The 24,022-nt window shown below is 40.0% G+C and carries 17 protein-coding genes; 9 read left to right on the plus strand and 8 right to left on the minus strand.

What is annotated here, in order from left to right:
• Window positions 1–163 (minus strand): helix-turn-helix domain-containing protein (locus H4J41_RS17795; protein ID WP_182135989.1); only part of this gene is annotated, 163 nt, incomplete at its 3' end.
• Window positions 164–736: 573 nt separating this feature from the next.
• Here H4J41_RS17795 and H4J41_RS03860 point away from each other — a divergent pair.
• From H4J41_RS03860 to H4J41_RS03870, 3 genes are read left to right on the plus strand one after another with little or no spacing between them, the layout of a single operon-like run.
• Complete coding sequence (locus H4J41_RS03860; RefSeq protein ID WP_182135990.1) at window positions 737–1,603, plus strand: putative selenate ABC transporter substrate-binding protein; 867 nt, start codon at window positions 737–739, stop codon at window positions 1,601–1,603.
• Window positions 1,603–2,313 carry an ATP-binding cassette domain-containing protein gene (locus H4J41_RS03865; RefSeq protein WP_182135991.1) on the plus strand — a complete coding sequence of 237 codons (711 nt, stop codon included), beginning with the start codon at window positions 1,603–1,605 and terminating at the stop codon, window positions 2,311–2,313. Before H4J41_RS03860 ends, H4J41_RS03865 begins: the two co-directional genes overlap by 1 nt.
• A 9-nt stretch (window positions 2,314–2,322) precedes the next feature.
• Window positions 2,323–3,852, plus strand: coding sequence for an ABC transporter permease (locus H4J41_RS03870; protein ID WP_182135992.1), 1,530 nt, complete (start codon window positions 2,323–2,325; stop codon window positions 3,850–3,852).
• Window positions 3,853–4,098: 246 nt separating this feature from the next.
• On the opposite strand, the gene H4J41_RS03875 is transcribed toward H4J41_RS03870, so the two are convergent.
• A complete protein-coding gene (locus tag H4J41_RS03875; RefSeq protein WP_182135993.1) occupies window positions 4,099–4,527 on the minus strand; it encodes an organic hydroperoxide resistance protein in 429 nt (142 codons plus the stop codon).
• Between the two features lie 125 nt (window positions 4,528–4,652).
• Here H4J41_RS03875 and H4J41_RS03880 point away from each other — a divergent pair, with 125 nt between their 5' ends.
• Both H4J41_RS03880 and H4J41_RS03885 read left to right on the plus strand, forming a co-directional pair.
• Window positions 4,653–5,093 (plus strand): MarR family winged helix-turn-helix transcriptional regulator, encoded by a 441-nt coding sequence (locus H4J41_RS03880; protein WP_182135994.1) that lies wholly within the window; start codon window positions 4,653–4,655, stop codon window positions 5,091–5,093.
• A gap of 316 nt (window positions 5,094–5,409) precedes the next feature.
• Window positions 5,410–8,361 (plus strand): EAL domain-containing protein, encoded by a 2,952-nt coding sequence (locus tag H4J41_RS03885; protein ID WP_182135995.1) that lies wholly within the window; start codon window positions 5,410–5,412, stop codon window positions 8,359–8,361.
• A 187-nt stretch (window positions 8,362–8,548) separates the two neighbouring features.
• Here H4J41_RS03885 and H4J41_RS03890 read toward each other — a convergent pair whose 3' ends face one another.
• Entirely contained in the window at window positions 8,549–10,420 is a 1,872-nt protein-coding gene (locus H4J41_RS03890) for a sigma-54-dependent Fis family transcriptional regulator (RefSeq protein WP_182135996.1), read from the minus strand.
• Window positions 10,421–10,758: 338 nt separating this feature from the next.
• On the opposite strand from H4J41_RS03890, the gene cynS reads away from it, so the two are divergent.
• The 3 genes from cynS (at window position 10,759) to H4J41_RS03905 (ending at window position 14,222) form a co-directional block, all read left to right on the plus strand.
• The gene (gene cynS, locus H4J41_RS03895) at window positions 10,759–11,199 is read left to right on the plus strand and encodes a cyanase (RefSeq protein ID WP_182135997.1); all 441 of its coding nucleotides are present in this window, start codon (window positions 10,759–10,761) and stop codon (window positions 11,197–11,199) included.
• A gap of 178 nt (window positions 11,200–11,377) precedes the next feature.
• Entirely contained in the window at window positions 11,378–12,190 is an 813-nt protein-coding gene (locus H4J41_RS03900) for a formate/nitrite transporter family protein (RefSeq protein WP_182135998.1), read from the plus strand.
• A gap of 328 nt (window positions 12,191–12,518) precedes the next feature.
• Entirely contained in the window at window positions 12,519–14,222 is a 1,704-nt protein-coding gene (locus H4J41_RS03905) for a bifunctional protein-serine/threonine kinase/phosphatase (RefSeq protein WP_182135999.1), read from the plus strand.
• 210 nt (window positions 14,223–14,432) lie between these two features.
• Here H4J41_RS03905 and H4J41_RS03910 read toward each other — a convergent pair whose 3' ends face one another.
• The 4 genes from H4J41_RS03910 to H4J41_RS03925 all read right to left on the minus strand — a co-directional run bounded on the left by H4J41_RS03910 (window position 14,433) and on the right by H4J41_RS03925 (window position 19,702).
• A complete protein-coding gene (locus H4J41_RS03910) occupies window positions 14,433–15,197 on the minus strand; it encodes an ice-binding family protein (RefSeq protein ID WP_259364513.1) in 765 nt (254 codons plus the stop codon).
• A gap of 794 nt (window positions 15,198–15,991) precedes the next feature.
• Window positions 15,992–18,277: a xanthine dehydrogenase family protein molybdopterin-binding subunit gene (locus tag H4J41_RS03915; protein WP_182136000.1), complete on the minus strand. Its 2,286-nt coding sequence runs from the start codon at window positions 18,275–18,277 to the stop codon at window positions 15,992–15,994.
• Between the two features lie 6 nt (window positions 18,278–18,283).
• Window positions 18,284–18,778 carry a (2Fe-2S)-binding protein gene (locus tag H4J41_RS03920; protein ID WP_182136001.1) on the minus strand — a complete coding sequence of 165 codons (495 nt, stop codon included), beginning with the start codon at window positions 18,776–18,778 and terminating at the stop codon, window positions 18,284–18,286.
• Window positions 18,779–19,033: 255 nt separating this feature from the next.
• Window positions 19,034–19,702 carry a glutathione S-transferase family protein gene (locus H4J41_RS03925; protein WP_182136002.1) on the minus strand — a complete coding sequence of 223 codons (669 nt, stop codon included), beginning with the start codon at window positions 19,700–19,702 and terminating at the stop codon, window positions 19,034–19,036.
• A gap of 193 nt (window positions 19,703–19,895) precedes the next feature.
• Between H4J41_RS03925 and H4J41_RS03930 the strand changes: the two genes are divergently transcribed.
• Window positions 19,896–20,747: an AraC family transcriptional regulator gene (locus tag H4J41_RS03930; protein WP_182136003.1), complete on the plus strand. Its 852-nt coding sequence runs from the start codon at window positions 19,896–19,898 to the stop codon at window positions 20,745–20,747.
• Between the two features lie 430 nt (window positions 20,748–21,177).
• On the opposite strand, the gene H4J41_RS03935 is transcribed toward H4J41_RS03930, so the two are convergent.
• Window positions 21,178–23,799, minus strand: coding sequence for a TonB-dependent siderophore receptor (locus tag H4J41_RS03935; protein ID WP_182136004.1), 2,622 nt, complete (start codon window positions 23,797–23,799; stop codon window positions 21,178–21,180).
• Window positions 23,800–24,022: the final 223 nt, after the last annotated feature.

The following is a 24,022-nucleotide window of genomic DNA, read 5'->3' on the forward strand; positions in this document are numbered from 1 at the left end:
GTCGTCCAGAGCGAGGTTTTTCTTTTAAACCATCAAGACCTTGTTCATAAAACCTTTTAACCCAGTCATTAACAATACGACGGCTAATATGAAGGTTTCTTGCGGTTTGTGAATTATTAGCCCCTTCTTTTATATGAGAAAGCGCCATCAAACGAACCCGCATTCGCCCATTGTTTCTTTTGCTATAAGGGATTTAAAATCAATGGATTCAAGTGTGATCATAACTACTGATATTAAGGTATGAAAAATAAAACCAATTAGATCAAAAATTTAATCAAAATGGTATAACTAGCCAGTTAGCGATTATTGACCATTAATAAGAACTTATAAAAACCAATATTTTTAGCAACACTCTCAGTAACACCAACCCAATATAATCAAATTCAGTGTTACTATGACCAGAGCCTAAACAGTAACCTATTGGTTGCATATAATTAGCATCGCCAGGGTGAGGGGTAATTAAAGGAGGGTGTCTGTGTTAATTCTTTCATTAATGAATTTGTGCCAGAAAAATGATGGGTATATCTCCAGTTCCCCCCCCCCCCTTTTTAACTTATTCAAATTATGTACTTATTATTTTAATCTAAGTGTAATGAAACCCTTCGCCTTATCATTAACAGGCATTATTATCGCTAAATAGTGTGTTAATTATTATTTTTAAGAGATAATGCGCGACTTAACACGCCCAACGTTATGACATAAAAATATTAATGAGACCCTAATTAACAGAGATATTATGAAAACACTGACCAAATTATTCGCACTGTGTGCCTTAACCCTAAGCCTTTTTGTAGGTGCCAACGCGAGTGCGGCCACCTTTACTTTTACCGCTATTCCCGATGCAGATGAGTCTCAGCTGAGAACCCGCTTTGAGCAGGTTGCCCTCTATTTATCCAAGCAACTTGGCGTTGAGGTAAAATATGTGCCCGTTAAGTCTTACTCAGCCGCGGTAACCGCCTTTAGAAATAATCAGGTGCAGCTTGCTTGGTTTGGTGGTTTATCTGGGGTACAAGCCAGACGATTAGTGCCAGGCTCACAAGCGATTGCACAAGGTTATGAAGATCAGTTTTTTAAAAGCTACTTTATTGCCCACTACAGCACAGGCTTAGCACTGAGTGAGCGTTTTCCTGATATCACCGACAAAACCTTTACCTTTGGCTCAAAAGGTTCAACCTCAGGTCGCTTGATGCCGCAATATTATATTGAGCAGCACTTAAAGCAAAAACCACAACAAGCCTTTAAACGGGTGGGATTTTCGGGCGACCATAACCGTACTATTGTGCAAGTTCAATCAGGTACTTACCAAGTGGGTGCGGTAAATTATAAAGTGTGGGAAAGTGCCCTCGCCGCCGGTAAAATAGACACTAATAAAGTTAAGGTTATTTGGCAGAGCCCCACCTACCCTGATTACCAATGGACAATACGCGCTGATGTAGAAGCCAATTTTGGCGCCGGCTTTACTGACAAAGTGCAAGCTGCATTGCTCAATATGAATAGTCCTGAGCTGTTAAAAAGTTTTCCACGTTCTGCTTTTGTTAAAGCTCAAAACAAAGATTTTCAACCTGTGGAAGACGTGGCTAAACAAATAGGGCTTATCGATTAATGCTCACCCTTGCCAACCTAAACCTTCATTATGACAAAACTGCTGGCGCTAATACCCGTAAAAAAACCGGTAAAAAAAAGCGCTCTACTCAGGTAATTTTTGATCTGAGCCTGACCATCAATGAAGGTGAAAAAGTTGCGATTATCGGTCCCTCTGGTGCGGGGAAATCTAGTCTGCTACACCATATTTATCAAGAATTAACAACTCGTGCGGCCCTGTGTTCACAGCGCCAGGGTTTAGTGGATAATCTCAGCATTTATCACAATATATTTATGGGTGCTTTAGCTCGACACCACTGGTTATTCAACTTGGTCAATTTAATGAGACCTTTCAAGCAAAATTTACACGATATTGCAGTACTTTGTCAGCAGTTAGAATTAGACCAACCCTTAACAAAAAAAGTGGATCAACTCTCGGGTGGGCAAAGACAACGAGTCGCCTTAGCCAGAGCTTTGTATCAACAACAAGATATTTTTATCGGCGATGAACCTTTTTCAGCGCTAGATCCCTTAATGACATCAAGACTACTCAACACCGTATTAGCGCAGCACAACAGTGTCATTATGGTGATTCATGACAGAGCCTTAGCCATGAGCGCTTTTGACCGTGTTATCGCGTTAGATAAAGGTCGCTTGATACTCGATAGCCAACAGCAGAGTATCGACCAAGAGCAAATCACGGCGCTCTATCAAACTAGCGCAATCGCGTAAGCTGCTTTTATGTCGCAACCCAAGCAGCTGCAACCAATACCATCATTGAAAAACCCCCAGTATGCTTTAGGTTATTGGCAGAAAGTCACGTTATCAATTTGGCTTATTGCACTGATTATTCTGCCTTTTGCTGATATAGAAATTGTTAATTTTGACCCTTTCCTCGAGTTAACTCGTATGGCAAATGGGTTAGTCACCCCTGATTTTTTCGCCACTGAATACTTATGGCAAGCCATTATGCAAACCGTTAACTTTGCCATTATCGGTGTCTGCTTAGGCTTAGTACTGGGTGCTCCTCTCGCACTAATATACCAACACCCGTTAATATCTAGCTGCTGTGCTTTTTTGCGGGCCATTCATGAGATTTTTTGGGCTCTGTTATTTTTACAAGTTTTTGGGCTGTCTCCCCTGACCGGAATTTTGGCCATTAGCATCCCATTTGCCGCCACTTTTGCCCGCGTATTTCACGATATCATCAATCAATCGTCAGATAGCCCTTTAGAAAGTATTGATAGCCGTGCCGATATGATTAGCCGTTTCACATATGGTAAAATCGCCCAAGTTATGCCGCAACTGATGAGCTACACGCGCTACCGTTTTGAATGTGCCCTGCGCAGTAGCGCCGTACTCGGCTTTATCGGTATGCCCACGCTAGGTTTTTACATGGAAACGGCTTTTAGACAGGGAAACTATAGCGAGGGGGCCGCGTTATTAATGATATTTATTGCTCTTATTGGCACCATTCGTTACTGGTGCCCACCTAAGTTACTCGGGGTTTATCTGGTGATTGCCTGTGTGACACTGATAGATATTCCTCACATCGATAGCAGCTTACTGGTGCGTTTTATAACCCATGATATTTTACCTCCCGCCATAGCAAACGCGGCGACATTGGCTGAGGTACAATGGTCATCACTCACCGCTTGGTTTAGCGCTCTTTTTTTAGAGCAAGCGGTGCCTGGTGCAATAGCCACCATTACCTTGGCGCTACTGGCCTTGGCAGCTACTCACTTTATTAGCTTAAGCGCCCATATGATGGCAAGTAAGCACCTATGGCCTGCCCCGCTAACTTGGCTCGGCCGATTCAGCTTATTAATCGGTCGTTCAGTGCCTGAATATATCTTAGCCTTTATCTTTTTAATGCTGCTTGGCCCATCAATGTTACCTGCTATTATTGCTTTAGCGATACATAATGGCTGTGTTATCGCTTACTTGGTGGTAAAACAAAGTAACGCTATTGCGCCCCAAGAAATGCAGATCAGTAGGCTAAATCAATTTAACTACCACATCATGCCAACTATCTATCCCAGTATGATGGCTTTGATGTTTTATCGCTTTGAGATCATAGTGCGAGAAACCGCCGTGTTTGGTATTTTAGGCATTATGACTTTGGGGTTTTATATCGACAGTAATTTCAGCGAAATACGCTATAGTAATGCACTCATTCTTATCATCTGTACAGCCCTGCTTAATGTCGCCATTGATATTATCTCAAGACGACTACTCAAATTTGAGCAAACCAGCCAAGCAAGCTGCTAAGTATGGCTGCTTTGCTCGCCAACTTTGGCAAAACATTTCTTATATTTGTCGGTGAGCAAGCAACAAATAAAAATGGTGGCTTAAACTTAAACATCCCATAACAGCATTTCTTTGCATAAGACGGCTACATGAGCGCTGGTTAGTTTAAAATAAAATATAGCTTGATTAAGCTATTCTATTACAGGCACAAAAAAGCACGCTCTTGCTGTTGGCAATGCGCGCTTTTATATCAACTTATGTGGCATATTAAATAATTGAAAGTTCCACTGCAATATTGCCACGAGTCGCATTTGAATAAGGACATACTTGATGCGCTTTATCTACCATGATTTGTGCTTGTGCTTTATCCATATCGCCTAATGATATTGCTAGCTTAACCGCGATACCAAAACCACCGTCAATAGCACCAATAGACACTTCTGAATTAATATAAGTTTCGTTTGGTAAACTGGTTTTTTCTTCACCCGCGACAAATTTAAGTGCGCCAATAAAACAAGCTGCATAGCCTGCAGCAAATAATTGCTCAGGGTTTGTACCTTGCCCGTCATCACCACCTAAACCTTTAGGCGTAGATAATGCAAGCTCTAAACGGCCATCGTCAGATTTTGCTATACCTTCACGACCACCGGTTGCCGTTGCTTTTGCTGTGTAAGCAATATTTTCTAATACGTTCATAGTTAACTCCAAGTGACAATAATTTAGTTTGCATGCAAAATAATATATATCAAACAAATACTCATTGCAAATACTTTGTGTGCAAATTAAAATATCACTTAAAATATCACTTCAAGGAGCAACTTATGTCATTTGAACAATTAACGCTCAAAAATCAGCTGTGTCATCGTTTATATATGGCATCAAACAGCATTGTTCGAGCTTATCGTGAGCCTCTAATGAAGCTTAATATTACCTACCCACAATATGTGGTTATGATGGCATTGTGGGAACAAGACAAAATAACCATAGCAGCGCTAGTAGAAAAAACCGTGATTGATGGTGGTGCGATGACACAAATTTTAAAGAAAATGGCTGACAAAGGCTTGTTAGAAATAATTAAAGATCAGCACGACAAACGCAAGCGTCTTGTTGAGCTAACGCAAGATGGCCAGGCCTTGAAAATAAAGGCGGTAAACATTCCTAATGAAATAAGCTGTAAGTTCAATAGTATCGACAGCATGCAAGCAAATCAGCTAATGCAATTACTCGATTTGGTGGTGAATGATCTAGCCGAAAAGTCCTAAACCAAGATCTTTAGCGTATAAGTGTTTAACGTAAACTAACACTAAATTAGCAAAACTAGATTGGTCATAACGTTAATATAATCGGCTCAAAAGTCAGCCTCACTAAAAAGTTAAGCTTAATGCTGTCATCAATAAATCTGCTCATTATTAATTGATACAGACAATACAAGATGAGAGTTAACTGAAAAAATGCCTATGTTCATAATAGAAAAAGCCTAGAGGTCAAGCTTTCAATGCTGCTTGAAACTTAGTGTGGATAGGCTATATTAAAATGCAATACGTCTAATTTTCATTAAGTTTTTGAGGCTTGATAGCAATGAATCCCGACTATAATGTTGTAACTGTTGAAGCACTGATTACAGCTTATGATCCTATATTAGTTTGTCTATCCATCCTCATTGCTATCTTGTCATCATTCAGTGCTTTTGGCATGGTCGAGCGAAATACTTCCACCCGCCAAAGCAGTCAAAAAATAGCTTGGAATTTATTCGCGGCTTCCGTGATGACCATAGGCATTTGGGCCATGAGTTTTATTAGCATGTTAGCGTTAAAGCCCACAATGCCCGTTAGCTATGATGTACCCACAATAATTTTGTCTGTGCTGCCTTTAATTTGTGCTTGTAGCATTGTTCTGTGGTTGATAACACAGCAAGCCTTTAACTATTTCCGACTATTAGTCGCTGGTTTGTTGTTGGCTTCAGCTATCAGCCTGATGCACTATATAAACCTAGCCACCATCAGCTCAAACACCCTGATGTTTCATGACGCTGGTTTAGTTTATCTTGCCAGCTTTATTGCTGTGGTATTGGCCATAGTGGCACTGAAAATACAGTATCAAGCTATTCACCAAAGCCAATACAAATTTATAACTAAAAAGCACATAGTGAGTGCGGTAGTGATGGGCTTAGCTTTCTCTGCTATGCACTATAGCGCGATGACAGCGCTGCAGTTTATTCCACAAACTCCCGATAAAATTATTGATGATGTTGCTCCAAACACATTAGCCTTAGTGGTCACTGTGATGATATTGCTACTAATGCTCCCTGCGATTATCATTCCGTATTTACTAAAATACAAGCAGCTAATTAATACAGTGAACCAAGATGCAGAACGTCTCAATGCCATGATGGATACATCACAGGATGCATTAATTCAGATGAATGCCAAAGGCGATATTGTTGGCTGGAGCGCTCAAGCACAAGATGTCTTTGGTTGGACAAGTAAGCAAACTGTAGGACAGGAACTGGCAAACCTGATTATTCCAATACCATTGCGTGCTGCACATAAAAAGGGCTTGGAGCATTTTATGGCCACGGGTGAAGGGCCTATTCTAAATAAAATAATTGAGGTTGAAGCATTACATCAAGACGGACATAATCTTCCTATTGAGTTAACGATTTCTTTTATTAAGCTAGCCGATGGTTTTGAGTTTAATGCGCTTGTTCGAAATATCAGCCAACGTAAACAAGCCGAAAAAGCACTCATTATTGCCAACGAAAAACTGGCTTTTCAAAATCAAGAAAAAGATAAGCGCACCGCTCAATTAATACGTGCCAACCAAGAGATAGATAAACGCGCCAATGAACTAACCCTTGCCGCGAGTGTATTCACCCACGCCCTAGAAGGTATTGTGATTACCGATGCGGAAAATAGGGTTATTGATGTTAACAAAAAATTTACTGCCATTACCGGTTACTCCCGTGAGGAGGTCGTTGGCCAAGCCCCAATTTTCTTTCAAACAGACCGTCATCCACCTGAGTTTTATAGTGCGCTGTGGCAAGTTATTAAATCTTCTGGCCAGTGGGCTGGTGAAATATTGAGTCGTCGCAAAAATGGTGAAAAATATGTTGCCGGCATCACCATCAGTGCCGTAAAAGATGCCGTTGGCAAAGTCAGCCATTATGTTGCCCTCTTTAGTGATATTACGCTGCAAAGATATCATCAATATCAATTAGAGCAGATGGCCCATTACGATACTTTAACTAAGCTACCTAACCGTGCATTACTTGCCGACCGACTAAATCAAACCATGTTGCAATGCCAGCGTCATCATCATTCACTCGCGGTTATCTTTATGGATTTAGATGGCTTTAAAGAGGTTAATGATATCTATGGCCACGCTATCGGGGATGAACTACTTATTATCGTCTCTGGACGTATGAGTGATGCCTTACGTGAGGTGGATACACTTGCCCGTATCGGTGGTGATGAATTTGTTGCCGTATTAAGTGATTTAGTTAACGCTGAAGATTACAAAATGGCATTAGAGCGCTTATTACGTGCAGCGTCAGAGCCTATCACTGTTGGTGATGTGGTGTTAAATGTGTCAGTTAGCATAGGTGTTACGCTCTACCCTCAAGATGATGCCGATGCCGACATACTTATCCGTCATGCCGACCAAGCCATGTATATGGCGAAAAAGGCGGGTAAAAATTGTTATCACTTGTTTGATAGCGCCCTCGATAACGCCGTTAATCTCAAACAGGAAAACATCAGTCATATCAGTTCAGCACTGAATAAACATGAGTTTGTTTTGTACTATCAACCGAAAGTGAATATGTCTACCGGTGAAGTAGTAGGCGTAGAAGCATTAATCCGCTGGCAACATCCTGTCCGCGGTTTAGTGCCGCCATTAGATTTTTTACCGCTAATAGAAAACCACACCATGAGTCTCGATATAGGTGAATGGGTTATCGATACGGCGCTGAGCCAAATAAGCCAATGGCAAAGTATAGGCATTACTTTACCGATTAGCGTCAACATTAGTGCTTATCAACTCCAGCAAACTGATTTTGTTGAGCGCTTGGCGACATTATTAGCGGCACACTCTGATGTGTCAGCTCATTTGTTAGAATTAGAGATATTAGAAACCAGTGCCTTTAGTGACATCAACTACATTATAGCGACCATGAAATCTTGTATTGGCCTGGGTGTGCAGTTTGCCCTAGATGATTTTGGTACCGGATATTCCTCCCTAACCTACCTCAGACGCCTACCCGCCAACCTGATTAAAATAGACCAGACTTTTATACGCGACATGCTCACTGACGCAGATGACTTAGCCATTGTTTTGGCTGTGGTAAGTTTGGCGAAAGCCTTCCAGCTTGAGGTGATCGCTGAAGGAGTAGAAACTGTTGAGCATGGCACGGCTTTATTACAACTGGGTTGTAATAAAGCCCAAGGTTACGGCATCGCAAGGCCTATGCCCGCCAGTGATATTCCAACCTGGCTGAGCAGTTGGCAGCCTTATCCAGCTTGGCTACCTTAAATAATATGATGCAAGTATTATAAGTACTCTGGCAGCCACAAGGTGGTAAATCATCTCAGGTCTACATAGGATTAATTTAACGCAAAATAATCATAATATTGTTCTCAATCGTCAAGATAATAAAATGTGGTAACTGTCTAGTCCATAGTATTTTTATAACATCCAACAGCCACTAGCTATCACCTGATTAAGGCGTAAATTCCTGACGATTTAAGCCATATTTTTTTAACTTTGACGCCAATGTTGTCGGTTTTAAGCCTAATACCTGAGCAGCACCCTTCTCACCATAAATTTTACCTTGGCAATGTTTTAACGCATTAGCCAAATTGGTTTTTTCAAGTGATTTTTGCTCCTCTACTCTCATCAACTGCGGAGCAACTTTAGGGTTAAATGATTCATGATTAAATACCGATTCATTAGCCAAAAACTCGAAGTTTATTTTATTACTTTTGGCTAAGATTATCTGACGTTCAATAATATTTTCCAGTTCTCTAATATTGCCGGGCCAAGGGTATCGAGTTAAATACTGCATTTGCGAAACTGACACTTGTGGTTTAGGTCGATTAAAGTTTAAACACACTTTATCAATAAAATGTGTTACTAAAAGCGGAATATCATCGCTACGCTCTCGTAATGCCGGTGAATGAATAGGAAATACATTGAGCCTAAAATATAAGTCTTCTCTAAATTTATTCTGCTGAACTAAGGTCTTTAATTTTTGATTAGTGGCTGAAATAACTCTGACATCAACATGTCTGGTTTTCGACTCTCCTACCCGCTCAAACTGCTGCTCTTGTAATACCCGCAATAATTTCCCTTGCAGTTGTAAAGGAATTTCACCGACTTCATCTAAAAAAATAGTCGCGCCATCTGCCAGTTCAAAGCGTCCAACTCGGTCTGATATTGCGCCTGAAAAAGCGCCTTTTACATGACCAAAAAATTCACTTTCAAATAAGTCTGCCGGTATTGCCGCGCAATTAACTCTAATTAATGGCCGGGCTTTTCGTTCACTGACTTCATGAATCGCTCTAGCAATTAACTCTTTACCTGTACCTGATTCACCAGTAATGATGACATTCGCATTAGTAGCTGCCACTAATTCTATTTGATTAACCATATGCTGCACCTGCATACTCTGACCAATGATCTGATGATGATTAAAATCTGCATTTAATTCTTCAAGCAAATACGCATTATCCATTTCAAGGCGCTCTTTTAGTGTATCTACCTCTTTTAAAGCGTTTAACAATTTAGCTTGAATAGACTTTCTTTGTGTTATGTCTCGAAAAATAACTACGGCGCCGATTAATAAACCATTTTCAGTTACTGGGGTACTTTTATATTCTACCGCCACTGGCATACCACTTTTTGACCAGAACACTTCGTCATCAACACTGTGTACTTCTCCATCTTTAAAAGCAGCATAAATCGGGCATTTGTAAGCGTGGTAATGCTCGCCATTGGCATGCGAGTGATGAATCACGTCATGAATACTTTTCCCGACAAGTTCTGCTTTTCCCCAGCCTAATATTTGCTCGGCCGCTGCATTTACAAAGGTGGTATTCCCGTCAACATCTACGCCATATATGCCATCACCTACCGCACTGAGTAACAATTGATTTTGTCGCTCAATTTCTTCAAATACACTTTCGTTAGCATTCCAATGGACAATACCCGCTTTATATTTAGCTTGCGCTGTTGCTTGGTAGTAACGGGCATAAGTCACTTTGGCACTTTGACAAGAAAACAAAAGCTTGTTGTCTAAAGCGCTAGCCGTAATATCTAAATATATTTTTTCATTATTGATGGTGAGAAACAGATCGTTTGTCCACGCTTCGCCCTGCGCTAATATTTGTTGAGTAAAATGAATTAACTTATCTAAACAGCCAGTAAAAATCTGCGTTACGCTAACCTTTGTTAACGTATTATTTTCTAACTCAACGTCGCTTTCGATAGCAAATAATACTGCAGCTTTGTGGTTTAACTGCAAAATTTTATTATTAAAAGGATCAATATATAACAGTGCGTTAGGTGCATTTAAAAATAAGTTCGCTTGCATAAAAAATTCCTGATGACTTATCAACTAACCCCACCATTCAATTTCTAAGCCAAGCAACGATATTTCGTGACAAACAGCACGAAATATCGTTTATCACGAAAAACCGTTGCCTTGCACAGACCAGTAAAATAATTAATATCAATAAAAATCAGTAGTTTAATTAAATTTTAGCTATTGGCATAGTTTTCGCAATTGTTAATGTCAGTAGATAACAAGGTTAGTCGTTTGATGGTTAAATCAACGCGTAATTTAAAATGCTTGCACTGTGTTGAAAATAACGCACCAAGATTAAACAGCTAACTTAATCAAATAATATTTTTATATCTTAAGGAAGTCACATGAATAAGCTCGATGTAACTGAAGCAATATTTGCAATCAAAAATGAAAAAGAACTTAGTTGGCAGAATATTGCAGACGCTGTGGGTATGTCTATCGTTTGGACAACCTCCGCCTGTTTAGGCATGAACAGTTGGCCTGAAGTTGAAGCTGATAAAATCATTGAATTTTTAGCCTTACCTAAAGAAACAAAGCAAGCCCTAATGGCCTACCCAACCAAAGAGTGGGATAAGTCAGTACCACAAGATCCATTAATTTATCGTATATACGAAGTTGTAGGCGTCTATGGCGATACCCTTAAAGAGGTTATTCAAGAAAAGTTTGGTGACGGCATCATGAGTGCTATCGACTTTTCTATGGAAGTAGAAAAAGAAGAAAATCCAAAAGGCGATAGAGTCATTTTAACCTTGAATGGTAAATTTTTACCCTATAAATCATGGTGATCTTATTTGGTGCGCCAAGCTAATTAAAGTTGTGCAACGCTGGCAAATAAAGCCAAACAAACCAAGTTAAAAACTTCATATTCATTAAAAATCAATATGTTACATGACTGGCATTCAACTTGCTTTGTTAGGTAAACAGTAAAATGAATTAACCTTACTATTAAATAGAGATATAACAATGGCTTATATAGAACCCAGTGAATTTGTAACCAAGATGGTGGACGCAGGTGAACAGAAAGTTTACATGTCTACCAAAGATACTCTTATACGTGCTTTTATGGCCGGCGCTATTTTAGGCCTAGCTGCGATATTTGCGATTACGGTGGCAACTAAAACAGGTAGCCCTATTTTAGGCGCCTGTCTTTTCCCTGTTGGTTTTATCATGCTTTATTTGATGAAGTTTGATCTACTCACTGGTGTATTTACACTGGTACCATTAGCCTTATTAGACAAGCGTCCTGGTGTTACCTTTGGCGGTGTAATGCGTAACTGGGGCTTGGTCTTTCTAGGTAACTTTGGCGGAGCAATGACCACAGCCTTTTTAATGTCCTTTATTTTAACCTATGGTTATTCGGCTGACGGCGGTGCTATTGCAGCTAAAGTAGCAAGTATTGGTGAAGCAAGAACCGTAGGTTACCAAGAACATGGCTTAAGTGGCTGGATCACTATATTCTTCCGTGGCATGTTATGTAATTGGATGGTATCAATGGGTGTGGTTGGTGCGATGATCTCGACTTCTGCTGGTGCTAAAATGGCCGCCATGTGGATGCCCGTAATGTTGTTCTTCTTTATGGGTTTTGAACATTCAATTGTTAACATGTTCTTATTCCCATTCTCAATGATCATGGGGGGTGACTTTACTGTTTATGATTATTTGGTATGGAACGAAATTCCAACGGTACTAGGTAACCTTGCCGGTGGCTTATTATTAGTAGGTTTACCATTATACTTTACCCATGTTAAAACATCGCCAAGCAGAAAACTTGCTTAACTCACGCTTTATCAATGGCTTATTCAAAGAATAAGCTTGTATAAGTCAATGAATAAATAACTAATACAAATTTGATTAAATAAGTACTCTACTTTTTAATGGGGAAAAGTGGCTAAATACAAGCCATAAAATTTAGTCTGTAGTTATGCTACTTATAAATTTTATAACGCCGTATTTTTCATTGTAACCATTAAAAATGAGCAGGTCATTAATCAACTTGGAATAATATCAATGCAGATAAAAGACTTCGTAATTTAGGTTACTAAGTCTTTTTATTGCTTCAAACTTTACCGATTTAAGCTAATTTTAATACCATTGGAAACAAGTAATGAGTCAAGCATTAACTGTGAGTATTGGCGGCGCGACCAATAAAGGTCGAAAAAAAATCAATCAAGACTTTCTCGGCAGCATCATTCCTAAAGAACCCATGCTTAGCAGCAAAGGGATTGTACTTGCCATGGCTGATGGTATTAGCTCAAGTAACGTCAGCCAAATTGCCAGTGAAACAGCAATATCGAGTTTTTTAGAGGATTACTACTGTACCTCTGATTCGTGGTCTGTTAAAAATTCTGCACAAAAAGTCATTAAATCGATTAATTCATGGCTTTATTCGCAAACACGTAATAGCCCTTATCGCTTTGATAAAGACAAAGGCTACGTCTGCACCTTCACTGCGCTGATATTAAAGTCAAATACGGCGCACCTTTTTCATTCTGGTGATACGCGAATTTATCGTTTATCAGGTCAACAATTAGAGCAATTAACCGAAGATCACCGCCGAGTTGTTTCCGCCGATGTTAGCTATTTAACCCGCGCTTTAGGGATTAACCAAACATTTGACATTGATTATCAAAGCCAGCTACTTGAGCAAGGCGATATCTATATTATTGCCACTGACGGCGTTTATGATTTTTTAAGTAATGCTCAAATCGCCAATAGCATTAACAATGCCCAGAGCTTAGATAATGCTGCTGATACCATCATTGCACAAGCACTTGCCTTAGGGAGTGATGACAACCTCAGTGTTCAAATTGTCCGTATTGATAACGTGCCCAGCTATCAGCTTGATGAAGTGCATCAACTGACCTTGTTGCCATTGCCGCCAAGACTTTCACCAAGAATGCAGTTTGATGGTTATGAAATTATCCGCGAAATATATATTAGTAGCCGAAGCCATGTTTTTTTAGCGCGCGACAACGACACACAGCAAACCTTAGTGATAAAAACGCCATCCACTGAATTAAGAACCGACACGCAATACCTTGAGCGTTTTATGCTAGAAGAATGGATAGCTAAACGCATTAACAATCCACATGTTGTTAATGCGATCATTCCGAAAAGAAAACGTCATTATTTATATTTAGTGACAGAATTTATTGATGGTATTTCGTTAAGTCAATGGATGATAGACCATCCAAAACCAAGCTTAGAACAAGTTAGAAATATTATTGAGCAAACCGCAAAAGGCTTACAGGCTTTTCACCGCCAAGACATGATACATCAAGACTTACGCCCAGCTAATATCATGATCGACAATACTAAGACGGTAAAAATAATAGACTTTGGTTCAACCTTTATCGCCGGTGTTACCGATGCTAACACCGAAGAAATTATGCGCGGTACCATTCGTTATTCAGCCCCTGAATATTTTTTAGGACAATTAGGTACACAGGCATCTGACCTTTATTCGTTGGGCGTGATCACTTATCAAATGTTATCAGGTAAATTTCCATATGGTCGTGAAATAGCACAAGCGAACAGCGTATCAGCGCAACGTAAGCTCAACTATAAACCGATGATCAATGATAATACTGAATTACCCCTTTGGATTGACGATACACTTGAACGCGCTTTAAAAATTGATCCCTTAAAACGCTACTCTGTGTTATCAGAGTTTGTTCATGACTTACGACAGCCGAATAAGTTATTTTTAGCAAAAACTAAGCCGCCGTTAATGCAGCGTGATCCTGTCATGTTTTGGCAATGGGTTAGTCTTATTCTATTGCTGCTTTTGATTGTACAGGCACTTTAAAAAATATTTTCCAGTGTGTTAACTTATACGTTCATGACTTAGCTTGAAATTAACAAAATTATTTTTTGCAATGAATGAGTTTTTGCAATAAATGAATTTTGACAGTTTTGAACAATGACATAAAAAAGAGGCTTAGAGAATTTAATCTCTAAGCCTCTTTAGAATTCGGCGTGTCGATACTTTACACTAGCCAGCAGACCTTGATTTTAATTATGGCCTTACAGGAAATTCAACTGGTGCTGTAACGGTATTTTTTTGCAATGTAACCGCGGTTCCAGAGAAGAGTCTGCCTTTGACTTCGGTGTGTGTATTCAAAGAAATCAATGTTTTACTCAGAACAATACCTTTAAAAAAGGCATCCGTTCCAAGTGCAGTTTGACCTGCAACTTGCCAGAAAATGTTCTTGGCTAATGCACCACCGGCTAAAGTAACCCTAGTGCTATTCGCCTGATTCAAATTACCTGATACCTGCATTATCCAAACATCATTCGACGACCCCTTAAAGGTAACATCTGTGCTGATATTGACGTTCGTAGACCATTTATAAACGCCAGGTACCAGCGTTAAACCGCCAATTTCTCCTGCGCCAAGTTCTGTGCTATCTGCTGGACGTCTTGCAGCGTCATTATAGGCAGTTTCCATATCACCCACGGCAACACCGAGATCGTATGCTGAATTTATCGCACAAAGTGGGCCATTGGCGTCAACCGTGAAAATGGTGCCTGTTACTTCAGGGCAGCTAATTAGCAGCGCTGCACCGGTAATTGGACTAGTACCTACATCACCTGTAATAGCGGAAGTCTTCACATCGGTAATGCCAGATTTACTTAAAATAGTGAAAGTACCTGCGGCGCCAAGTTCAACGGCATAAGCACTAGCAGCACCACTTCCTTTAGCCATAGCATTTCCAGCAAATAAACTAGCGATAATCAGTGGTAATAGTGATTTTTTTGCATTACTTATTAATATTTTCAAAAATATTTCTCCATATGGAACTGTTAACTTCAAGTAACAAAGTTGTTACTAATAGGATTCCATTTTGGCTATTTAAACATAAAAACAAAAGCATATGTTGCTATTAGCAAGATAACTTATAATAACAACTGATATATTTTAAGGAATTTTTCATTAAATCACTAGGGTGAATTAACCATTGAAAAACACCTTCAGGCACTGTTATCGCTATTTATATCACTTACCGCTTGATGAACGTCGCCAGAAAATAATAACAATAAAAAGAACATTGAAGTCCCGATTTTAGCTTAAAAAATTTAATAAACGCAACCATAAAGCTACCGACAATCAGTATTTATCCACCACTAGGTTAAACAATATTGGTACTCAATCCACAAGCACCTAGGGTAAAAATTTTCCTCTTATGGCTTCATACAGTTTAACGGCCATAGTGTTGAATACAGTGAAGGTTTAGTAGCAGGTCAACACTTACCCTTAAGCTAAAACTTTGCCAGCGATGCCTTGATTATTTCAAGATGAACAACCTTTGAGCGATTGTCAGTTAGGCGGTTTTTTCTCTGCTCAACAACGGCTAATCCACAGCCTACATTGTATATGCTGAGTTTAGCTGTTTAGCTAAGTATTGTATGCAGCATAAAAATATTGAGTCTAGAATGTGCAGGCACATTTAGCATGGAAGCTGAAAATAAAAAGCCCTTAGTCGCGATGAAGACAACTAAGGGCTTTAATAAACGAGTTAGTTATAGTCTTTATATACTCACTATAACTCACTTAAAAGTGACAAAACTTATTGCTTAAGCATTTTTGATTGCTGCGGCGGTAATAGGTAAATCTCGCACTCTAACACCCGTTATTTGAAAAATAGCATTGGCTATCGCCGGTGCTATCGATACTACGCCAGGTTCGCCCAAGCCGACAGGAAACTCATCGCTTTCAACAAATTCAATATCGAGCTCAGGTACGTCACTCATACGTAATGGTGAGTAGGTGTTTAAGTTGAGATTACTCACCTGACCATTTTCTATCGGGCTTTGTTCGTGTAAGGCTAAACTTGTTCCCCAAAGCATAGAGCCTTGAACTTGCGCTAATGCACCATCAGGGTGAACAATAACACCAGCATCAACAATCATGGTGAGCTTTTTAACGGTTATTTTTCCTGAGCTAGGTTCTACATGAACCTGAGCAGCACAAGCCATCCAAGCCGGCATGGTACGTTCTTGGCCCGAACTTATCGCAACACCCATGCCTTCATTCTTAGCGAGTTTAACATCTTTGGTTTTTTGCTTAAGAATGTTGAGTACATTCGCTAATCGCTTGGCACCACCGACACTTTCTGGTGCTTTACCGGCTTGTTTACCTAAACCATCAAGCATGGATAAGCGAAAATCAATCGGATCAGTTTTACTTTGATGGGCAATTTCATCAATAAATGATTCTAATCCCCAAACAATCCAACCCTGCCCAACAGATCTTAACCAACCAGGCAGTATGGTTTCTTGTGCTAGGCTATTATTGACCACACGCACACGATGATTGTCCATGCTGTACCAATGATCGGCACCACTGGTAGAAAACATATCAACACGCGTTTTTTTATCTAAGCTTTCTGGCATAAATCCTGGTGCCATGGCTAAGGTTGGCCAACCGGCAGCCAGTGCATGCTCCATACCGGTAAATTTATTTTCCTGATCAAACACCGCTCGAAACGAGACGACAGACGGCGATCTGGGTTGATCAAATCGAGAGTCATCTTCACGAGTAAATACCATTTTTACTGGCTTGCCAATTGCTTTAGCGGTTAATACCGCAGGTATCGCATAATCGCCGAATAAACGACGACCAAAACCACCACCAAGATATTGCTGATGCATAACAACTTTGTCATCCGTTACTTGCAGCGCTTTGGCGATCGCTGGCAAGGTTAATGACTGCCATTGATTACCGGTATAAACATGCCAAAGACCATCTTTTTCTTCTACGGTGGCGTTAACCGGCTCTAAAGCGAAGTGTAAAACGGTATGCGTGCGATAAACCGCATCAATCGATTTATCGGCTTTAGTGCTTGCCGCTGAGAAATCGCCCTGATCAATAAACAATCCGCCTTCGCTCTTATCAGTAACTAAACGCTCTCCTTCTTGGAGAATATCTTGCTCACTGACCTTAGCTGTTTTACCCACTTGATAGCTAACCTTTAAGGCATCAGCCGCTTGAATTGCGCCATAATAACTATCAGCCGCGACACTAACCCAACCTTGAAGGTGGTCACTCGGGTCTTGCAAGAGATAATAACCCAAATAACCTTTGATTTTCTGGGCGGCACTGTCGTCAACATTCGTGACTTTACTGCCATATCGGGTCGGTGGAATAATCGGGCGAGCATAGACCATACCGGCCAACTCTATATCAATACCATAAACGGCTGAGCCATTAGTTTTAGCGGGAATATCAAGCGCTAAGGCCGGTTTTCCTACTAAGCTTCTTTTACTTGCAGGTTTTAACGGTAAAGCGCTAATCTCTTCTGGTGTAAAGGCACGATTAAAATGGCCTTTGGCAACAATGTCACCAAAACTAATTGAGCGATCTTGATAAAGTACCGCGCCATTTTCTACGCTACATTGCTCTGCAGGGCAATTTAAGATTTTCGCTGCCGCTTCTATTAAGGCTATACGCCCTGCAGCACCCGCTTGAGACATGGGCTTAAATGTTTGAAAAACTGACCATGAACCACCCGTGACCATATAACCCCATTTAGGATCGGTGTCGACATGCGTGATGGAGACTTTAGACCAATCAGCCCCTAGTTCATCAGCAACAACGCGTGCTAGTGCAGTGCCAATATGTTGGCCCATTTCTGCCTTAGCAATATTAATGTTCACTTCACCTAATGGGTTAATTTCAAACCAAACCGTTGGGGAAAATAATTTATTTTTCAGGGTTTCTTGAGGACTGTCACCTAAGCCTACTGCGCCAACTAAGGGGGCAAAAGCCATTAACAGCGAACCACTGACCGAACCTACTAAAAATCGACGTCGAGATAAGCTGACATTATTTTTTGCATCTTTAATATTTTTCATTGCCATACGCCTTTATGATTGTTGCGTTGAAGAGCTAGGATCAAAAGTTTGCACATCGGCTGACATCACACCGGCCGCATTTTTAATCGCACTTTTAATGCGTACGTAAGCCATACAGCGACATAAATTTCCGCTCATGTGATCGACAATTTCTTGGTCACTCGGTGACGAATTACTGGCTAATAAAGTAGCGGCTTGCATAATTTGTCCCGACTGGCAGTAGCCACATTGCGGCACCTGTTCATCAATCCATGTTTGTTGTAATGGATGTTTGTTTTCTAAACCTTCAATCGTGGTGATATTTTTATTTTCTGCGGCTATTAATGGAAAAGAGCATGTTCTGACTGGTGCACCGTCAATATGTACGGTACAAGCACCACACAGACCAATACCACAACCAAACTTTGTGCCTTTAAAACCAAATTCATCACGGATAACCCATAATAATGGTGTGTTTACATCAGCAGCAGAGGAAACCTTGTTCCCATTTAACTTGAATACAATCATAGCTTTCTCTCCCAAAATTGAGTTGAAACATTAACAACTCATCAATTTATTAAGTACGCCACTTATGGCAGTGGCTAATTATTTATCTAAACGTGCTTGGCACTGACTGAGATTAATAAAGCGATGTTTTCAAGGAACTGATCTCCCAAAACAAAGCCAGCGATTAACATGGCACTGACAACGCCGTTTTATCATCTACTGTATAACGCTAAGTTTAACACTTTCTATTGATGGCTTTTTATTAAACTGCCAAAGCTAGGCATAATCGTAGGTGCCACCCGATTTTAAGGCTTTTTGATACCCTGCTCGAGCCTGAAAACGTTTAACGTAGGCAATAATTTTTGGATAATCTTGGTCAACTGTCTTCCTTGCTGCCCATGCTTCTAAAGGAAAACTCATTTGAATGTCAGCGCCTGATAGCTGATCGCCAGCAAACCATTCATTATCAGTTAAATGGTGCTCGATTAACGCTAAATTAGCCGTGATATTGGGCCCAACATAGCCCGCCATGACTTTTTGCATAATGGCTTTAGCTATGTATTTAACAAAAAATGGTTTCGACCTTTGCACTGCCTTTTCTAAAATGAGTTTCAACAATAATTGCTGCATCATAGTACCTTCAGCAAAATGTAACCAGTATAGATACTGGCGATGTGCTTCAGTTTTAGTCTCAGGAATGAAGTTACCTTCACCATAAGTTTGAGCAAGATATTCAATAATCGCTCCAGATTCTGCCACAGTAATGTCACCATCGGTAATGACTGGAGACTTACCCAAAGGATGTATTTTTTTAAGACTAGCAGGCGCTAGATTAGTCTTGAGATCACGTTGATATTGTTTTACTTCATAAGGTACGCCAAGCTCTTCCAAAGCCCAAAGAACCCGTTGAGACCGAGAATTATTTAAGTGATGTACAACAACCATAGTTTTCTCCAATAAGATAAAATATCAACTAAGCTATTGCCATTCGATTGCCAGAGTTAAGTATTTACCTTGGCAAGCCATTTTTGATGGCCACAACTTAGGGCACAATAGTGCAAGTATGTGTTATTTTAGTATCTTTATTGCTTGCTGTCGCATAGGATTGAACCCTATAACTATACTATTGGACTATTTTATGCTTTGGGCTTCCAGTGTTGTATTACAGCATGATATCGAGCAACACCACCATAACCTGCATGAGTTTGTTGTCTGTTTACAAGGCAGTGTAAACATTAGCATTAATGACGAGGTGCATCACTTTTCAGCTGGACACTCTATTTTTATCCCCGCTAAATATCCACATACCATTGCTATTGATAAGCAAAACGCTACCAAGTTACTCTTTGTCTGCATTAATCCACCGTCATTTGATACTTTGTCAAACCCTACTAATCGCCTGTTTTTAAATACGTTATCTGAAGGTGGATTTTTAATAAACAATAACCAAGTTAACACTGATGACAGCACTGAGGAAATGCAAAAGATTGCCCATGAAATCGAAGCATCCCCTGATTCCAGCTCGCTACTGCATGCCAGTTTAAAAGAGAATTTATACTTGCGGTTATTGCTTATTCATATGAGTAGTGCCGGTTATGAACAAAAAACAAGTGCGCAATCATCGCTGCGAATGACTAAAGCGCAGAATTGGATTCATGACAACTATGCCATGGATATCACGCTGGAAATGGTGGCAAATCAAGTTAACATATCGAGAAGTCATTTTGCGCGTCAATTTCGTCAGCACACAGGATTCAGTGTCATTGAATATCTCCTCAAGGTGCGCTGCGATGCAGTGGCTAAATTACTTGCAAGCTCAGACACAGATATAACCGCAGTAGCATTCGCTACAGGCTTTAGTAATTTAAGCCATTTATACCGACACTTTAAACGCCGCTATGGCATAACTCCTGGCGCTTTTCGGCAGATGATTAAAAATCAAGGAGCCACACTAACAACGCCACCCAATGAAGAAATGCGAAAAGTGTAAACTAAATTTAGTAACTAATACCTGCTCAGCCTTAAGGCAATTTAGCTGCCATAGGTACAAAAAATTAGCGACAAAAATATTCTGCTGCTGATATTTTTTTGGCCCATCGTATGAATGGCCCGCTTAACGGTTGACAGACTAAAGTCTGACCTACAAAAAATAACCCAACGTTATATGAATGGCCCGCTTAATGGATGACGGACTAAAGTGCGACCTACAAAAAACTTACTCTGCGCTACATGCTCTCCTATAAAAGAAATTGTGGCTAACATACTCATTTGCTTTGTAATCCTTTAAATATTTTACTTTATAGCCTAGCAACAATCTTGCGAAAAAAAGCCTAAAAGTTGCATAAAAAAAGCTCTTACCTAAGTAAGAGCTTTTTAACAATTTTAAATACTTTTATATATGGTTACATACTAAGTGTTATTTAAAATTTGTAGCTTGCTTTAACGTAGACAAAACGGCCTTGGCTATTGTGTGTACCACTGACGAAGCCCGTAAAATCATGATAAGAAAACGGAGGTTCTTCATTAAACAAGTTGGTGGCACCAATACTTAAAGTGGTATCTTTAATGCCGATATAATTCACTGTGGTGTCAACCGTTGTCAATGAATCTATATCATTCATACCTTCAGCAGCTACTGCAGCATCTTGTTTGAATTCGCCAACATAGTTAACCGCCATACTTGCGTTCCAGTCACCTTGTACCCAAACCGTATTGAATGACCAACGTACTTCAGGTTGTTCAAAGTCACCTTCTTGAGTATCAATGCGCATAGAGCCATCAGCATTCGGGCGAGCATCTTCATAAGATAAAACGTAATTTAGCGCATAGGTAAATCTGAAATCACCCATATCAGTTTCTAAGCCGTAATTAGCTTCAACGTCTAAGCCTGATGTGGTGATATTACCAATATTTTCATATTGATCAAAAATACGTACTACTTCACCCGGATCGCCAGCAACACTTGACGGTAAACGCTCAACTACAGAGGGATCGTTACCCAAGGTACTAAATTTAAACTGCGTATCTTTCGTGATAACATTTTCGATATCATAATCATAATAATCTACTGAAAAATCCATGTTATCAGCTAGTTCATAGATTAAACCTAAGTTATAGCTTTTAGACTCTTCAGGGCCTAAATCATCATTACCTGACAGTACTGCGGTATATTCTTGTGGCTCACAAGCTTTATTAACATTACCAACAGCAGCACAACGTACCGAATCAACTAAGTTAGGCGATTCATCTGTGTTGCCTAAACCAATTTGATGCAATGACGGTGCTCTAAACGCCGTACCGTATGAACCACGTAGTGATAATGAATCAGTTGTTTGCCAAATAAAGGCTACTTTGGGATCGGTAGTGGTACCAAAATCGCTGTAATCTTCATGACGTACCGCCACCTGTACTTCTAAATTATCAAGTACTGGAATAGCTAACTCAGCAAAAATAGAGGTATTGTCACGAGAACCGTTAGCTTGGGTTGCTTCCGTACCGAAAACTTCACCACGCAAGAATTGATCATCAGGGTTGTCGCTAATGCTCTCTTCTCTGTATTCAACACCTACCGCTAAACCAAGATCGCCATGTGCCATTTCCATTAATGAACCACTGATTTTACCATCAAATGACTTACTGGTTGATTTACCAATACGTGTGGTAGTAGTTTCAATAAAGTCTAATGATTCTTGACTGTTACTTGAGGGTTCAAACGGGTTCCATAAACCACTGTCAATCGCTTCTTGCGTACGACGAGAATTAGGGAAGCCATTTACGCCACGCTCTGTCGATTCACTTTTAATGTAGTTATAAGCAACTTCCCAGCTCCAATCTTTAATCTCGCCTTGTAGACCAATAATTGAGCGATAATAATTTGAGGTAACACGTTTTTCACGATTGCCAATATCGAGCATACGTCGACGCATGGTTAAATCTTGCTGATAAAACTCATGAGTCGGTAGGTTGGCAAAAGGGTGGTTAACGTTGTCTCCCGCCATAAATAACTCGTTAAAGCTTGGGCTACCAGCACCACGAATAGTGGTTTTTGAATGTTGACCGTTTAATTCAGCAAAGCCACGTAAATTGTCATTAATTTCGTACTTACCTAAATAAATAAAGCTAGCACGTTCAGTAGCAGGAACTGAGGTCATTACTGGCGCGTAGTCATAACGACAAAGATTACCCACAATATCTGCTTCAGCACAAACATCATTACCAAAGGTATCAGGCAAACGATTAGTTGAGTCACTCGCTAAAGCAATAGTGCCTGGGAACCCTGATGAACTTCTAAAGTCAGTGGCGAACGGGTCGTTAGGTCTTAAAGCTTTTTGGTTAGCTGATTTTGAATAATCTCGATCAGCATAAAGAATTTCTTCGCGGTCAAAGTAATCTAAAGCAAAAGTGTGGCTGCTTTTTTCTGTTGAGCTGCCCCAAACAATACTAAGGTTTTTTTCTTTACCACCGCCATCAGCGGTGTCACCAAGTTTGGCTGAAATCTCAGCACCTTCAACATCATCTCTTAAGATAATATTGATAACGCCGGCGACAGCATCAGAGCCATAAGTGGCTGAGGCACCATCTTTTAGAATATCAACGCGTTTAATAGCCGCTAATGGAATATTATTGATATCAACAAAGGCGGTATCAATATTATTAGCAAATGGTGACACAGAAACGCGTCTGCCGTTCACTAATATTAATGTTGAGTCAGCACCCAAACCACGTAATGAAACACTTGAACCACCATTGCTGGTATTGTCACTGCTGTTTCCTTGTGTTGAAAAAGTGCCTTGTCCTGCCATAGGTAATTTGGTAAAAAGGCCAATAAGGTCAGTCACACCACTATTGGCAATATCTTCAGCACTGAGTGATGTTAATGGAGATGGTCCTTCCATGTCCGTTCTCTGAATGTGAGAACCGGTAACTTGTATTCTTTCTACACTGTCTTTTTCTGCCGCAACGGCAAGATAACTTTGTGAAGCAAATAATGCGGCGGTAATACTGAGAGCAAGTACGTGTTTACGATTATTTAAGACTGTCATGTTTCCTTCCTTTTTGTGCTTTTATAATTGTTGGTGTTTTATTATATTTTTTCATTAAAATACTATTTAACTAAGACAAATTAGCAGCTTTTTGGCACAAATAAAACTTGGTTTTAACAGGTAAGTCCACATGAAACTTAACTTAAATGTAAAGTTATGTTACCAATGGTCATTTAACTACGAGAAATGTCGGACCTTTACCTAATAATGAATAGCAATCGAT

Source organism: Colwellia sp. MB3u-45 (assembly GCF_014077005.1).
Lineage (GTDB): Bacteria > Pseudomonadota > Gammaproteobacteria > Enterobacterales > Alteromonadaceae > Cognaticolwellia.

Bases quoted from the DNA above. Each gene is read 5' to 3' on its own strand.
- H4J41_RS03860 (WP_182135990.1), top strand. From the start codon at position 737: ATGAAAACACTGACCAAATTATTCGCACTGTGTGCCTTAACCCTAAGC.
- H4J41_RS03865 (WP_182135991.1), top strand. From the start codon at position 1,603: ATGCTCACCCTTGCCAACCTAAACCTTCATTATGACAAAACTGCTGGC.
- H4J41_RS03870 (WP_182135992.1), top strand. From the start codon at position 2,323: ATGTCGCAACCCAAGCAGCTGCAACCAATACCATCATTGAAAAACCCC.
- H4J41_RS03875 (WP_182135993.1), bottom strand. From the start codon at position 4,527: ATGAACGTATTAGAAAATATTGCTTACACAGCAAAAGCAACGGCAACC.
- H4J41_RS03880 (WP_182135994.1), top strand. From the start codon at position 4,653: ATGTCATTTGAACAATTAACGCTCAAAAATCAGCTGTGTCATCGTTTA.
- H4J41_RS03885 (WP_182135995.1), top strand. From the start codon at position 5,410: ATGAATCCCGACTATAATGTTGTAACTGTTGAAGCACTGATTACAGCT.
- H4J41_RS03890 (WP_182135996.1), bottom strand. From the start codon at position 10,420: ATGCAAGCGAACTTATTTTTAAATGCACCTAACGCACTGTTATATATT.
- cynS (WP_182135997.1), top strand. From the start codon at position 10,759: ATGAATAAGCTCGATGTAACTGAAGCAATATTTGCAATCAAAAATGAA.
- H4J41_RS03900 (WP_182135998.1), top strand. From the start codon at position 11,378: ATGGCTTATATAGAACCCAGTGAATTTGTAACCAAGATGGTGGACGCA.
- H4J41_RS03905 (WP_182135999.1), top strand. From the start codon at position 12,519: ATGAGTCAAGCATTAACTGTGAGTATTGGCGGCGCGACCAATAAAGGT.
- H4J41_RS03915 (WP_182136000.1), bottom strand. From the start codon at position 18,277: ATGGCAATGAAAAATATTAAAGATGCAAAAAATAATGTCAGCTTATCT.
- H4J41_RS03920 (WP_182136001.1), bottom strand. From the start codon at position 18,778: ATGATTGTATTCAAGTTAAATGGGAACAAGGTTTCCTCTGCTGCTGAT.
- H4J41_RS03925 (WP_182136002.1), bottom strand. From the start codon at position 19,702: ATGGTTGTTGTACATCACTTAAATAATTCTCGGTCTCAACGGGTTCTT.
- H4J41_RS03930 (WP_182136003.1), top strand. From the start codon at position 19,896: ATGCTTTGGGCTTCCAGTGTTGTATTACAGCATGATATCGAGCAACAC.
- H4J41_RS03935 (WP_182136004.1), bottom strand. From the start codon at position 23,799: ATGACAGTCTTAAATAATCGTAAACACGTACTTGCTCTCAGTATTACC.